Annotated in this window: 13 protein-coding genes and 1 pseudogene; 5 read left to right on the top strand and 9 right to left on the bottom strand. The window is 61.5% G+C overall.

The genetic code is table 11. From position 1 onward, the window contains the following. Nucleotides 1–5: 5 nt before the first annotated feature. Entirely contained in the window at nt 6–257 is a 252-nt protein-coding gene (locus tag FJ319_09155; GenBank protein ID MBM3934453.1) for a DUF104 domain-containing protein, read from the bottom strand. Between the two features lie 174 nt (nt 258–431). Between FJ319_09155 and FJ319_09160 the strand changes: the two genes are divergently transcribed. The 4 genes from FJ319_09160 to FJ319_09175 are packed head-to-tail and all read left to right on the top strand — an operon-like array spanning nt 432 to nt 4,450. After that, complete coding sequence (locus tag FJ319_09160) at nt 432–1,589, top strand: acyl-CoA dehydrogenase (GenBank protein ID MBM3934454.1); 1,158 nt, start codon at nt 432–434, stop codon at nt 1,587–1,589. A gap of 16 nt (nt 1,590–1,605) precedes the next feature. Continuing rightward, nucleotides 1,606–2,802, top strand: a complete 1,197-nt coding sequence (locus FJ319_09165) for a CoA transferase (protein MBM3934455.1) — start codon at nt 1,606–1,608, stop codon at nt 2,800–2,802. Continuing rightward, nucleotides 2,802–3,827 (top strand): DNA polymerase III subunit delta', encoded by a 1,026-nt coding sequence (locus FJ319_09170; GenBank protein ID MBM3934456.1) that lies wholly within the window; start codon nt 2,802–2,804, stop codon nt 3,825–3,827. The genes FJ319_09165 and FJ319_09170 overlap by 1 nt, the downstream gene beginning before the upstream one ends. Then, nucleotides 3,824–4,450 (top strand): GNAT family N-acetyltransferase, encoded by a 627-nt coding sequence (locus tag FJ319_09175; protein ID MBM3934457.1) that lies wholly within the window; start codon nt 3,824–3,826, stop codon nt 4,448–4,450. Before FJ319_09170 ends, FJ319_09175 begins: the two co-directional genes overlap by 4 nt. Nucleotides 4,451–4,459: 9 nt before the next feature. Here FJ319_09175 and FJ319_09180 read toward each other — a convergent pair whose 3' ends face one another. Then, entirely contained in the window at nt 4,460–5,758 is a 1,299-nt protein-coding gene (locus tag FJ319_09180) for an insulinase family protein (protein ID MBM3934458.1), read from the bottom strand. A gap of 176 nt (nt 5,759–5,934) precedes the next feature. On the opposite strand from FJ319_09180, the pseudogene FJ319_09185 reads away from it, so the two are divergent. After that, nucleotides 5,935–6,935, top strand: a pseudogene (locus FJ319_09185) (nicotinate phosphoribosyltransferase). A 3-nt stretch (nt 6,936–6,938) separates the two neighbouring features. Here FJ319_09185 and tilS read toward each other — a convergent pair. The 7 genes from tilS to FJ319_09220 all read right to left on the bottom strand — a co-directional run bounded on the left by tilS (nt 6,939) and on the right by FJ319_09220 (nt 14,430). Further along, nucleotides 6,939–8,402 (bottom strand): tRNA lysidine(34) synthetase TilS, encoded by a 1,464-nt coding sequence (tilS, locus tag FJ319_09190; GenBank protein MBM3934459.1) that lies wholly within the window; start codon nt 8,400–8,402, stop codon nt 6,939–6,941. 13 nt (nt 8,403–8,415) lie between these two features. After that, nucleotides 8,416–9,708 carry an HlyC/CorC family transporter gene (locus FJ319_09195; protein ID MBM3934460.1) on the bottom strand — a complete coding sequence of 431 codons (1,293 nt, stop codon included), beginning with the start codon at nt 9,706–9,708 and terminating at the stop codon, nt 8,416–8,418. Then, nucleotides 9,708–10,208 carry a hypothetical protein gene (locus FJ319_09200; protein ID MBM3934461.1) on the bottom strand — a complete coding sequence of 167 codons (501 nt, stop codon included), beginning with the start codon at nt 10,206–10,208 and terminating at the stop codon, nt 9,708–9,710. Before FJ319_09200 ends, FJ319_09195 begins: the two co-directional genes overlap by 1 nt. Nucleotides 10,209–10,325: 117 nt before the next feature. Beyond that, entirely contained in the window at nt 10,326–11,360 is a 1,035-nt protein-coding gene (gene recA, locus FJ319_09205) for a recombinase RecA (protein MBM3934462.1), read from the bottom strand. A 293-nt stretch (nt 11,361–11,653) separates the two neighbouring features. Further along, nucleotides 11,654–12,163 carry a DoxX family membrane protein gene (locus FJ319_09210; GenBank protein MBM3934463.1) on the bottom strand — a complete coding sequence of 170 codons (510 nt, stop codon included), beginning with the start codon at nt 12,161–12,163 and terminating at the stop codon, nt 11,654–11,656. A gap of 269 nt (nt 12,164–12,432) precedes the next feature. Next, nucleotides 12,433–12,861 (bottom strand): hypothetical protein, encoded by a 429-nt coding sequence (locus tag FJ319_09215; protein MBM3934464.1) that lies wholly within the window; start codon nt 12,859–12,861, stop codon nt 12,433–12,435. Nucleotides 12,862–13,518: 657 nt separating this feature from the next. After that, a complete protein-coding gene (locus tag FJ319_09220) occupies nt 13,519–14,430 on the bottom strand; it encodes a hypothetical protein (protein ID MBM3934465.1) in 912 nt (303 codons plus the stop codon). Between the last annotated feature and the right edge of the window lie 131 nt (nt 14,431–14,561).

Below are 14,561 nucleotides of genomic sequence, written 5' to 3' on the forward strand. Positions count from 1 at the left end.
GTGCATCACATTCGCCGTTCTGACGGGTAGACCACTTCCCTGCCCATGCGCTTGCGGTCGTCACGCATGTCCTGGAGGAATTGATCGAAGTCCAGAGTGCCCGCCCAGGAACCGGCGGAGTTCATGAATTCGGATTCCGGTCCTGCGCCTGACAGGACTTCCTTAATCTCTATGAAGACCTCAACCCCTTCCTCGAGGTTGGTCTTCTCAAGTGGCTCCAGCACCCCGTCGGAGAACCGTGCCTTGAAAGGCTTCATACTTCAACCTCACCCGTTCTCTACAAGTGAATCCCCGCTGTCCGAATACCTTGGTTTACATGGTACGGCACCGGCAGAGTCAAGTTATGTTCTGGACGACTTCCCGCTTGAAGCCGCCGCCGCTCCGTCGTAAAGTAGTACCTCGTCCCGGCCCTGTGCAGCCCAGGAGAAACCATGCTCGACTTTTACAACATATCCACGCTGATGACGCCGGAAGAGATCCAGGCGCACTCAACCGTTCGCGCGTTCGTGGAGGCGGAGGCGGTCCCCAATGTCAGGGACTGGTGGGAGCGCGCCGAGTTCCCCCGCAATATGGCGACCCAGATGGGCGGGCTCGGCCTTATGGGCGCGACGCTTCCGCAGGAGTACGGAGCGGCTGGGCTGAGCAGCATTGCTTACGGGCTCATAATGTACGAGCTCGAGCGGGCGGACTCCGGCCTGCGCAGCTTCGCCAGCGTGCAGGGGTCGCTCGTGATGTATCCCATCTACCGCTACGGCTCCGAGGAGCAGAAACGCCGGTATCTGCCGGCCCTGGCGAAGGCGGAAACCATCGGCTGCTTCGGCCTTACCGAGCACGAGGGCGGCTCCGACCCGGGGGCAATGAAAACAACAGCCCGCAAGGACGGCAATGGCTATGTGATAAACGGCGCGAAGATGTGGATCAGCGTCGGGGACATGGCCGACATAGCCGTGATATGGGCAAGGGACGAAGCCGGCGTTGTACGCGGGTTCATAGTCCCGACGGATACGCCCGGCTTCACTGTGAACCGCGTGCAGCGACAGATGAGCATGCGCATCTCCGGCGCGTGCGAGCTGGTCATGGACAACGTTCGCGTTGAGGCCGACAGTTTACTGCCCGGCGCGAGCGGCCTCTCCGCGCCGCTTTCGTGCCTCACGCAGGCAAGGTATGGTATCGTTTGGGGCGTGCTGGGCGCGCTGGAAGCCGTACACCACGAGGCTTCAGAATTCGCCAGGCACCGCAGCACGTTCGGGAAGCCGATCGCCTCGCGGCAGCTTGTGCAGGCGAAGCTGGCGGACATGCTCACCGGCCACACAACGGGCCTGATGCTCGCGTGGAGGCTCGGGAGACTGAAGGACGCGGGCGAGCTGACGTTCGCGCAGGTGTCGCTTGCGAAGCGGCACAATGTGCGGGCGTCATTAAACGGCGCCCGGGCCGCGAGAGAGATACTTGGCGGAAGCGGAATCACGCTCGAGTACAGCGCTATCCGCCACATGCTTAACCTGGAAACCGTCGACACCTACGAAGGGACGCACGACATCCACACCCTTGTACTTGGCAGGGAAATAACGGGCATGGACGCGTTCAAGTAGGCATTCGGAGGAAGAAGTGAAGGCGCTCGAAGGCATTACGATTCTCGATATGTCCCGCATCCTCGCGGGACCTTTCTGCACACAGGTGCTCTCCGACCTGGGCGCGACAGTGTGGAAGATAGAGTCGCCGTGGGGGGACGACACCCGCAAGCTCGGGCCGCCGTTCATGAAGGGTGAGAGCGCCTTTTACCTTGCGATCAACAGGGGCAAGAAGAGCGTTGTGGTCAACCTCAAGGAGCCGCGCGCGCAGGAGCTGGTGCGAAAGCTCGCCATGAAGTCGGACGTGCTCGTTGAGAACTTCAAGACCGGCGACCTGGGGCGCTACGGCCTGGACCACGAAACGCTCTCGAAGGCCAATCCCGGCATCGTCTACGCCTCCATTACGGGCTTCGGCAACACCGGCCCCAGGGCTGCGGAGCCCGCGGTAGACACCACCCTGCAGGGGCTGACCGGCATGATGAGCATCACCGGCGAAGCGGACGGCCCGCCCCTGAAGGTAGGCATCGCAGCGATTGACCTCTTGACGGGCATGATGGCCGCTATCGGCATACTCTCGGCTCTCCGTGAAAGGGAGAGCAGCGGCAAGGGGCAAAAGATAGACCTGTCGCTCTTCGACGTGGGCCTTATGAGTTTGACCAACGTTGCCCAGAACTTTATCGCAACCGGATCGGTCCCGGGACGGTTCGGGCACGCCCACCCGCAGATCGTCCCGTACCAGGCGTTCGAGGCAAAGGGCGGGTGGTTCATGCTCGCCGTACCGAACGACGAGGCCTTCCAGCGCCTGTCGCAGTTGGTCGAACGCCCGGACTTCGCACAGGACCCTCGATTCAAGACCAACGCTGACCGCATGGCGCACAAAGAGGCCCTGATCTCACAGCTTATTGAGATATTCCTGAGCAAGGAAAGGGCCGACTGGCTGGAGGCGCTCCGCAAGGCGGGGATCTCTTCTGCGCCCATCAACAACTTCGCCGAGGCTCTGGCCGACCCTCAAGCGGCGGCGCGCAACCTGCAATGGCACATCCCACACCCGACAATCGGAGATCTTCCGCTCATCGCAAACCCGCTTCAATACATGAGCCGGACTCCCGCACAGCCGCACGGGCACCCTCCATTGCTGGGCGAGCACACGCGTGAGGTCCTGTCCCTTGTCGCCGGTGAACAGGAGTTGGCAAGGCTCGAGGCGGACGGGGTCATTGGAGTCAAGAAGGGCTGATGTTTCGAACGACAGGACACGAGCGCGCCGTCAACACCCTGAAGCGCGGCATCGCCGAGGGACGGCTCTCGCACGCCTTTTTATTCGCAGGTCCTCCGCAGATAGGCAAAATAACCCTAGCCACCGATCTGGCAAAGGCTGTAAACTGCTTGGCCGAGGACATGCCCGCCAGGCCGTGCGGGGAGTGTCGCCAGTGCCGGCGAATCGAGCGCGGCTCGCACGCCGACGTGCGTATCGTGCGGCTCATCAAGGACGAATCGACGGGCAAGATGAAAACTATGGTCGGCATCGAGCAGGTCCTTGAGATCCAGAAAGAAGCGAGCCTGAAGCCGTTCGAAGGGCGCTATCGCGTCTTCATATTCGAGTGCGCCGATAGGCTCAGCCTGGATGCCGCAAACGCCCTGCTGAAGACGCTCGAGGAGCCGCCGGACCAGGTGATAATCATCCTGCTGGCGCCGGAGTCGGCCCTGATGCTCCCCACCGTTCTGTCGCGGTGCCAGACGCTGGAGCTGCGACCGGTCCCTGTACCGGCGATTACCGAACAACTGGTGGGACGCTTCAATGTTGACGCAGGGCGCGCGGAGGAGATCGCCCGTCTCTCCGACGGTCGCCCCGGCTGGGCCATCGAGGCGGCCACTAGGCCGGAGATGCTCCAGGAGATCGCGGCCAGGATCGAAACGGCCGAAAAGCTAATGGGCGCTTCGTTATCCGAGCGGTTCGAGATAGCCGCAGACCTCGCGACTGTCTTCACCCGTGACCGGGAGGCAGGCCGCAAGGACGTAGCAACGTGGATGGAGTGGTGGCGAGACGTGCTGCTGGTTAAAGGCGGGGCAGGAGCACACGTCAAGCACATCTCCCGGATGAACAGCCTTTCGGCCGTCGCTTCCGGAATGACGATCGAACAGATTGCAGCCGTCGTGAATGCGCTTCAGCAGACGGCGGGCCTCATGGAGAGGAATGTTAACGCCCGTCTGGCCCTCGAGGGACTGATGCTGGCTATGCCGAAGATTAGACTGGCCGCATGACGCACCAAACCGAGAACGGAGACAGACGCAACATGGCAAAGCGATTCGAAACCAGCCGGCTGATTATGCGCCCTCTTGAGATGAAAGACCTTTCAGGACTGGAAAAGCTGATCCTCTCCGACCCGGACGTAATGCGTTATTACAGCTTCCCCAGGCCGGCTGTCGACACGAGCAAGCCGATGGAGTACCTGGCATTCCGGATAATGGAAGCGAGGTTCTCCGACTTCCACGCCTGGGCGATACAGCGGAAGTCGGACGGCCAATTCCTCGGCATCGTGCGGCTGGAGGCTTACCTCAACCGGTACAACCGCTTCTGGAGCGATCCCACTCCCCGGTTCAACGAAGTTGAAGTGGAGCTGGTGTGCGCGCTTGGCAAGCAGTTCTGGGGAAACGGGTTTGCGCACGAGGCGTCGAAAGTCGTCGTTGAGTACGCTTTCAACGAGCTGAAGATCCCTCGCCTTGTAGGCGGCGCTCACAAGAACAACCCCCGCGCCGCGCGGCTGCAGGAGCGCCTGGGATACAGCGTGGAGGTCAACAGCAAAGACGGGAGCTTCGCTTCAATGCTCCACGCAAGGAACTACTTCCCCGAGAAGATCGTCCAGCCTAAGATCCCCAAGGGCTAGCCCGACAGGCTACAGCTTGAGCAGCGATTCCAATTTGCGGGCGGCCTTGCTGGGGCCAACCACGGCCACGTTCAGCCCTTTCTCAACCAGGAGCTGGCCCGCAAGGCGCTGGATGTCCTGCTCGGTAACCGCGTTGATGGACTCCACCACCTGCTCCACCTCAAGCACCTTGCCGAGCAGGAGCTCCTGGGTGCCCATCCACGCCGAAACGGACTTGGTGTCTTCCATTCGCAGCATGAGACGGCCCGTGCTCAGCCGCTTGGCCTTTTGAAGCTCATCGGAAGGGACGCCCTGGCGTAGCCGGGCGACCTCTGCCAGGATCACCTCAACCGCATTGTGCAGCCGCTTCGGGTCCACTCCGGCGTTGATGACCATGGCCCCGCAGTCCCGGAAATAGCTGACTTCGCTATGGATGTCATAGGCGAGGCCGCGCCGCTCCCGGACCTCCATGAACAGGCGGCTCGTCATTCCCTCCCCCAGAATCACGCTCATCAAGTCTACGATAAAGCGGTCCGGGTGAGTGACCGAGAGTGCGGGGAGGCCGATGCACAGATGCGCCTGCTCCGTCTTCCGGTATTCCAGCCGCGCGGCCGGAGCGGCCTGCGAGCCGGTGAACGGCGTCCAACCCGGAGTGGCGTGCGGCTGCCAGTCGTGGCTGATCGCGTCTATGTACCGCACGACATCGTCATGGTCCACGTTCCCAGCGATGCTTATGACGATGTTGGAAGGTGAGTAGTGACGCTCCACGTGGTCAACGACCATGTCACGCGTCATCGCCATCACGGTCTCGCGGGTTCCCGCGATGTCCCTCCCCAGAGGTTGGGCCGGCCACAGCATCTCGTCGATCATCGCGTCGGCCTTGTAGTTCGGGTAGTCGTTGACCATCCCGAGCTCTTCGACCACGACCATGCGCTCGCGCTCAAGCTCTTCCTTCGAATAGACCGAGTTGCGCACCATGTCTATGAGGAGGTCGATGCTCTCCTCCATGTACGGCCGCGCGACCTTGCACCAGTAGACGGTCAGTTCCTGTTCTGTGCCGGCATTGATAACTCCGCCCACGCCCTCAATGGTGCCGCTGATATCCGCCGGCGTGGGCCTCTCCGTAGTGCCTTTGAAGACCAGGTGCTCGACGACGTGGGAGATTCCCGCCCGGTCGTCGGACTCATATCGGGAACCTACGCCGACAAGGAGGTTGATGGTTACCGAGCGGACGTGCGGCATGGCGCTTGTGAATATGCGCAGCCCGTTGTCCAGCGTGGTCTTTTGAAAGGTTGGCCGCCCGGTTTCGATACGTGTTTGTATTGCCATGCGTCGATTCTATGTGCACCCTTGGAATGTAGTCAATTTCCTAACCCGGCCAAAAAGCAGGGTAATAACTCAATCATACCGCTTCGCTTACCGTTCACGGCTTATCACTTGCGGCGCTGCGCCCGCGACGGGTACCATACAACCCGTACCGGAAGCAACCTTGCCGGGGTGAATTAATGGTTAATACCGAGTTCGAAGTCAGGCGACCCATACTGGTCGGCGATACCGCGAACGTGTACCTTCTGCGGACGCTGACGATCCTGCGCAACGAGAGCATGAACCCCGTTGTGACGATGGAGTTCGCGGCGCGGGAGGCGGGCATTTTTTGCGGCATCGCAGAGGCCCGCGCGCTGTTGGGCAGGGTCCTCCCGGAGACGGGGAGCGAGGTCTGGGTGCTCGATGAGGGCGAGGATGTCGCGGCCGGCGAGGTAGCGCTCCGCGTCAAGGCTCCTTACGGGTCGATAGGCCTCTACGAAACGGCGATCAGCGGGATCCTGGCCTCAGGCACAGGGTGGGCCACGGCCGCGCATGCGTGCGTTGACGCGGCCGGCGCGGGACCGCGGTTATCGCGCTCGGGGCGCGCAACGTCCACCCGGACGTGGCGGCAAATATGGACTATGCAGCCACAGTCGGCGGCTGCGTTTCATGCTCCACAGTTCACGGAGCAAAGCTCGCCGGCGTCACTCCCGTGGGCACGATGCCTCACCACCTGCCGATCATCATGGGCGACACCGTGAAGGCAATGCAGGCCTTCGACCGGCACATGCCGCAGGAGGTGCCGAGGATCGCGCTGGTGGACACGTTCAAGGACGAGGCAGAGGAGTCCCTTAACGTCGCCAGGTCGCTGCGGGAAAAGCTGCGGGGCGTGAGGATGGATACCCCCAGCGAGCGCGGAGGAGTGACACCCGATCTCGTCAAAGAGGTGCGCGCGAGGCTGGACCTTGCCGGCTTTCGACATGTGGAGATTATCGTGAGCGGCGGCTTTACACCGGAGAAGATTGCCGCGTTCGTCGAGGCCGGCGCGCCGGTCAGCACGTTCGGTGTGGACACCTATATCGCCTGCGCATCGCCAATTCCTTACAGCGTGGACATCCACGAGATCGACGGCAGGCCTATCGCACGAAGGGGACGCATCCCCGGGGTGACTCCCAACCCGCGGCTCGGGCGCGTAATGTAGTCCTCAGCGGCCCTCTCCGGTGATTTCGAAAGAAATCTCGATTTGCGGGCGGCCTTCCGTGGCCCTGGCCCATTCTGCGATGCGCCTGCCGACCACCCAGGCAATGCGCCCTTCCGCTTCCACGATGGGTACCCGGTCCCTGACACGGCGGGCTACTTTTTCATCCACGAAGAAGTCTTGCAGCTTCTTGGCCTCAGCCATGCCGAGAGGCTGAAAGCGGTCGCCGTCCCGGCGACGGCGCACGGTAATATGCGCGCCAAGGCTCTCAGCGTCGAACCGCGCGGAGAAGTCGTCCGGCGGCGAAATCGCGGCTCCGCTGCGTGTATCCGGCGCCGCTTCCTGGCCTGGATGGATTGTAGATGTCTTCACAGACCAACCGCCGGCCTGTCCGTTTCCGGGGACAGCGATGACGACGTCCTCCTCGATGGGCGGCAAAAGCTCCTGGGCCTCCCCTCTGCGAGAGATCACCACCTCGTCGTAGCCAGCCACCGCTTCCAGCCCGCCCGGCAGGTCGGTGGACCGCCCCGCCCGTCCGGCGGCGACGTCCAGCACGGCGTCCAGGTGGGCTTCCTCAATCCCTTCCAGACCTTTCCTGACCTGCCGCAGGGCCTCTCGGACTGCCACGACGCGGAGCGCATCCGGAAGGCCGCCAAGGCCCTGCCGATTGAGGGATACCCCGCCGGGAACCGGCGATACCACGCCCGACAACAGGTCCCTGGCATTTGCCGTCGCAAAGTCGTCGATATCGGCGGCTGAGCGGGCGAGCCGCGCCAGGGACTCTCGAATTGCGGGGTTGAATGTCTCAAGGAGGGGGATAAGCTCAAGGCGGACCCTGTTACGGGTGAAACGGGTATCCAGGTTCGACTCGTCCAGCCGGGGCGCCAGCTCGAGCGCCTGGCAATAGGCGGCGGTGTCGGCCCGGCGCAGTCCCAGCATGGGCCGGAGGAGATTAATGGCCGCGCCCTCAATCTCCCTTTCGGAAAGCAGCGCCATCCCTCTCAGGCCGGCGATGCCGCTGCCGCGCAGGATGTGCAGCAATACCGTCTCAGCCTGGTCGTCCAGCGTGTGTCCGAGCGCCACTGCGGCGGCGCCATTCTCCCTCGCGGTCCGCGTAAGAAAGGCGTAACGCGCGGCCCGGGCGGCCTCCTCTACAGACATACCGCCAGCCTTGCGCACAGCAGCGACATTTGCGTGCCCTCCAGCAAAAGGGATGCCGAGGCCGGCGGCGACGGCGGCAACAAACGTGTGATCGGCAGCGGAGGCCTCTCCGCGGAGCCCATGGTCCAGGTGGGCACAGACAAGCTCGATGCGCAGCTTTTGCGACTGGCGGGAAAGGGCGTGCAGTAGGGCCAGGGAGTCCTGTCCGCCGGAAACCGCAACGACGATGCGCGATCCTGATAGACCGGCGGCTGCGACCTCCCTGCGGACCGCGCTCTCCAGGTTGACTACGGCCCGGTTGCGAGTCATGGCGCCTCCGCGCTCACTCGACCTGCTCGGCCACCTGCGCAGGCGGCTTCTTGGTGAACTTCACAGACTCGATGCGAAGATCGTTCATCCTGGTGACCTCGATGCGGTAGTTGCCGTATTCGAGCTGCTCACCCTGTGCCGGGATGTGGCCCAGCTCGTCCAGGACAAAGCCCGCGACTGTTTCGTATTCCACCTCACCCGCGGTGAGGTTGATGCCGAGGAGTTCGCTGGCGTCGTCGATGCTCATGCCGCCGTCCACCTGGAAAGTGTATCTGTCGATCTCCTCGTATTCCGGCTCCGGCGCCTCACCTTCCTCGCCCACATCGCCGACAACCTCCTCAAGGAGTCGCTTGAGAGTGACCAGGCCGGAAACGCCGCCGAACTCGTCAACGGCGAGGGCGACCTGGTGGCCGTGCGTGCGCATCTCCTCGAACAGCTCGGCGATGCGCTTCGTTTCCGGGATGAAGTAGGCCTCGCGAATGATGCTCTTGATCGGCCTGTCAAAGCCCAGGGGCCGCCCTGCGATAGTCCTGAGCACGTCTTTAGCCGAAATAATTCCCACAACGTCGTCCGTATCGTTTTGAAAGACAGGATAACGGGTATGCTGGCTACGCGCGTACACCTCCAGAAAGCGGGCGAGAGTGGCGCCTTGCTCCACGAAGGTGATCTCAGTCCGCGGCGTCATGATATCGCGGACCTGCCGGTCTCCGAAGCGGAAGACGCTCTCCAGCATCTCTGCCTCTTCCGGTTTGAATTGCCCTTCGGCCTCGCCGAGAGTGATAAGCGTCCGGAGCTCCGCCTCTGTGATCGAGGCCTCAAGTACGCCGCGCTTGCGGCCCACGTTTGCGATACGGCTGATCATCTGGAAGAAAGCGACCAGCGGGTAAAGGATATATTCGATCCCCTTAACAATCGGAGCGAACAGAAACGCGACGGTCTCCGGAGAGCGAGCGGCAAATGTCTTGGGAATAATCTCACCAAACACCAGAATAACAGTCGTGCCGCCCAGCGTGGCCACAATTATGCCTGTGGCAGGGCCGAACGCCTCCGTGGAGATGACCGACATAATTGCCGCAAAGGTAATATTTACGAGGTTGTTGCCGAGCAGAATCGTGGATAAGAGGCGGCCAGGGTCGTCCAGCATCTTCTTGACGAGAGCTGCGCCGGGAGCGTTTATGCTGACGAGGTGCTTGAGCTTCGCGGAGCCCTGAAGCGAGAAGAGAGCCGTCTCGCTGCTGGAGAAGAAGGCTGAAAGGAACAGGCAGACGACGAGGATGACAATGCTGATGAAATCTCCGCCGAGCATCAAGCACCCTCCCTGTCATGGGGACCGCCGGGCAGGCGTGACTCTTGCCACAGGCGCATCGTTGTCTCTCGGGAGAGTGAGTCGCTGAATCCCCGTCGCTGCAGGTATGACCACAGCTTTCGCTGGAAAGTCGGGAGGTCCACGTTATGACCCAGCCTGGCGGCGTGCTTGATGCCCGCGCGGTATGCGCTATCGGCCTCGTCCACGTTTTGAATGGCCTGGGATGCTATTGCCGGGGGAATTCCTTTGGCAGACAGCTCGCGCTTGATGAGTCGGCCGCTCCTGGGATGCAGCGAGGCGCGGCTCTGACTCCAGAGACTTGCATAGAGGGCGTCGTCCACCCTGCCCTCCTCGCGCAGGGTCTGCAAAGTGGAATCGACAATGTCTTCGGGGAAATTGCGGGCGAGCCTATTGCGCACCTCGCTCTCGCTCCTGGGCTTAAGCGTCAGGAAGCGCAGCGCTGCGGAATAGGCCCGTTTATGGGGATCGGAGTCTTTCATATGTCGCCGCGCCGGCAGGGACGCCGGCGCGCAGAATCAACACCTGAAGGGCGGATGGTTATGTAAGGCCCTTATTATACAGCAGTCAGCGGTGAGCAGTAGGACGAAAAAGCCATTCTAGTCCTTGCCGTCGCCGTCGGTATCGGCGGAGCCTATAGAGGCCGTGCCGTTGGCGCGCACCAGAGCCTCAATGCGGCTGGCTATGTCCGAATGCTCCTTGAGGAACTGCTTCACGTTCTCCCGGCCCTGGCCGAGACGGGTGTCATCGAACGAGTAGAAGGAGCCGCTCTTCTTGAGAACGCCCATGGACTCGCCCAGGTCAACCAGGTCACCGGTCTTGCTGATGCCCTCGTTGAACATGATGTCGAATTCGGCCACCCTGAACGGGGGGGCGACCTTGTTCTTTACGACGCGGGCCTTCACGCGGGAGCCGACTACCTCGGTGCCCTGCTTTATGGACTCCATCCGGCGAAGGTCTATGCGTACCGAGCTGTAGAACTTTAGGGCGCGACCGCCGGGAGTAACCTCAGGGCTGCCCCAGATGACGCCCACTTTTTCCCGGATCTGGTTGATGAAGACTACTGCGGCATTGGACCGGTTGATAGCGCCTGTGAGCTTTCGCAGCGCCTGGGACATCAGCCTCGCCTGGAGGCCGACGTGGGTATCGCCCATATCGCCCTCAAGCTCCGCTTTCGGCACCAGCGCCGCAACGCTGTCAATCACGACGATGTCCACCGCACCGCTCCGGACCAGGTATTCGCAGACCTCCAGGGCTTGCTCGGCGCTGTCCGGCTGGGATACGAGCATCTCGTGGATGTTCACGCCGCACTTGGCCGCGTAACCGGGATCGACCGCGTGCTCCGCGTCGATGTACGCCACCGTCCCGCCCGCGCGCTGGGCTTCGGCCATGATGTGGTGCGCGAGCGTGGACTTGCCGGACGACTCTGCCCCGAAGATCTCGGTCACCCGGCCGCGTGGGATTCCACCGACGCCGAGGGCCATATCGAGAGATATGGAGCCCGTGGAGAGCGCCTGGACCCGGGCGCGCTGGCTATCGTCTCCGAGGCGCATGACCGTGCCCTTCCCGAACTGCCTGTCTATCTGGGAGAGAGCGATCTCTAAGGCTTTGGCCCTGTTGTCTGTGGTAGTCATTTATTCCCTTCCGTTAGGAGAGCGGGGTAGTGTCTTGCTGAGGCACCGAAATGATAGCACATGCGTTTCATTTCCACAACAGAGAATGGCCGTATACAAAACGGTGACCCAAGCTTACCACTTTCGACCGGGGTCTAATATGCGTTTCATACGAAGCCTGATCCCATTCACGGGCGTTAGGATAACTTCGTGGTGGTAGTGTGGTGTGGTGTGGTGTCGGGAGGGTGGGCACGCTGTCCGTGTGACCACCCTCCCTCAATTTTAACAGCCGACCCCGCTGCGGTTGCGTACATTCAGGCCGCGAATTTGCCCTTCCGCGACTCGTTCATTGTCCACGCGAGGACCAGGACGCTTGCTACCAGCGCCACAACGGTTATGACGATCCCGATGGCATTCCCGAGCTGCGTAACGTTCGACGCCAGATATCCGAATGACAGTGTGCCGTCTTCCAATATGACGACGTAGACGGCCATTGCCAGTAGAACGGCGTCCCGCGCCTGCGTTTTCCAGCCCACCTTCTCGCGGTAGAGCAGCCCGAAGCACGTGCAGGTGAGGTTGAACTTCCGCGCCATAGCAACCGCCACGGCGACCATAAACGCGACAATAAAGATGGCGGAGATTGCCGCGGCGAGGCGGGGCTGCACCCCTGTCATCAGCATTACGCCCAGGGCGATCTCGATGTAAGGGAGGGCCCATGCGAAGGCTGTAGCCGCAGGCGCCGGCAAGATGCGGTAGTTCCGCACGTCGGTGGCGAAGCGGCGGGGCGCGAAAACTTTCCCGGCCGCAGATAGAAGAAAGACCATGCCGATGAAAATGCGGAATATGAGCGCAACTTACAACAACTTCAACCCCTCATCCGTAATGCGTGCACACTTCGGCTGCCGCCCGCATTATACACAGCGAGGCCCCGACATGTCGGGGCCTCGCGTCGAGTGAAAGCTTGTTCCAACCCGCGCTAACCCTCGTGGGGTGCGAGTGACAAAGCAACCTGCACCAGCGCGGACGCATCAAGAAGCCCGTTCCCGGCCACTGCCGTGATATCTATCCAGGTGTCGCCACGCTGGAACATTATTTAAAGGGCCGCGTTCTCATTCCACACGGGTTCTGAAAGCGGCTGGCCAGGGCCGTGGCTGGTCTGGGTCCAGGAGCCTCTGACGACGTAGCCCGGTAGCGGACCCACCGTAATCGTCTCCACGGCGCCCTGCATGGGCCGGACCTTGCCGCCCTTGCGCTTATGCTGGCGGATAATAATCGCGGTGCCGCCCGGGTGCCTGTAGTCCAGTAGCGGAGCGTCTCCCCTGAGCAGGCCGCTGAGGGAGAGTGTAAACCCGGCAGGAACATCGGTGGGGACCAGGACCTCGCCCGCCGCGTTCTTGATTTGCTTGAGGGTGCGAACAGGGGCCGGGTTGCCGTTTGGCCCTTCGTTGCCGCCCGCCGTAGTCCGTACGCCCGTTTCCTCGAATCTCTGGACCGGTATTATGCTGACGTTTGGGTCTGGCACGGTTTCACTCCCTTGAACGACACGGCTTAATTGGATCGGCAGTTATCGCAGGTGTTGCAATAGGTGATGATCACGTAGTTGCAGTGAATATAATCGCAGAGGCAGCTCGGCTCCACGAATTCGTAATAGTAGTAGAGGTAGCTCCGGTCCGGCTTCGCTGTAGGAGGACAGGAGGGGGGGCAATCCGCCGCAAGAAGTGTCGCACCAGGTCCCCCAGTACTGGGCGCAGGTGCAACCCCCTGGGCAGGAAGCGTGAGCCGACTTCAGTGCGTTCAAGGGAGGCAGTAGTGGGGCCAGGAACAGTCCGACTCCCCCTGCTATTGCGGTGCCCAGAAACTTCCGTCGGGTGAGTCCGGTTCCATGCTGGTCATGCTTCGAGTTCTCTTCCATAGATAGCTCCCTGTTTAAAGACCCCAAGCCATTGCCTATAGAGATAACACTAAGACGTACGTGGTGTCAAGGTTTTTCGTAAGTGCTCTAACGGATTGGATGATGCTTCCATCGTTTTCTGGGGTTCTCACCTAGTATTCCACCGCTTCGGCGGTCGTTTGTTGTCGTATGTCGTAAGCCGCCAAAATCCGCCGTGCTACACTACGAGCGCACGTCGGATTCATAGGACTTTGTAGAAGAACTCTCTCAGTCGACCCTACGGGCGACTTAATCCCCTCTGAGATCCTCACCCGTACAGATGGTTGAGTCGACCTGGTAGCTAATCTGGCTGTCGACGCGTCTTGACATTAGTCCGGATTCGCGGGACCCGGAGTTACCCGTTACGTTCAAACGATATGGAAGCGCTTCGCCGGGCACGACATCGGATGTTACAAGGGCCGTTTGCCGCCCGTCGCCATCGCGAATAACCAATTCGACATCCATCACTATTTCGCTGCTCGACGGCCACCAGGCGATGAACGATTCGCCCTCAACGGCGAGACTGACCGAACCCATTTCACTACTGCCGAAGTCCACTTCCCCTGTCGAAACTCCCCCACTGGTGCTTCCGGAAACGACAGCAAATCGAATAGCGTTCCACTGGAATACGCTGTACACCACTTGAAGAACCCCGGAGGAAGACCGAAAGTCATATACCGCGGTCCGGGCCGGCAGAGTCTTCTCACAAGCACCCAGAGATCCGGGAGCAACTCGGCCAGAGACAACACTCCAGGCACTGTCCTTCTTCTCCAACAGACACGGGACTCCGACATCATCACCAACAGGCAAGGCCACGGCATAAGGCCCGCGCTGGTCAATTACGGCAGATGACACGGAGTTAAAACCCGGTGTGCCGAATTCCCGGCAAATCGAAACTGCGGATTGCTGGAGAGATGGGTCCAGGGGTTCAGGCTCGGCCGTCCATCCTGCCAGCACGGTCGAAACGGCGGGCTCATGCCCCAGCAGCTCCATAACGGGCCCTATGGCAAAGACCGCCGCAAATGTTGCCATGGCAGCTGCCGCGCCCATGATGAGGAACCGGCCGCGCCGTGGCCGCTCGGCCCGCGCCTGCGTCATGTCGCGCCTCACAGCCGCTTCAAGCTCATCCCCGAGCTTATCAAGGAAGGGTATCTGGCTCACTATGGCCCCCCCCCAAAAATATCAGCTAGGCGGGAAAGACCCCTGTGGACCCGCACGCGGGCGGCGCCTTCAGTGCACCCCAGGGCCTCAGCCACGCCTTTGAAGTCTTTGTCTTCCTGCACCCGCAGGTA

Source organism: SAR202 cluster bacterium (assembly GCA_016872355.1).
Classification (GTDB): domain Bacteria; phylum Chloroflexota; class Dehalococcoidia; order Lucifugimonadales; family VGZY01; genus VGZY01.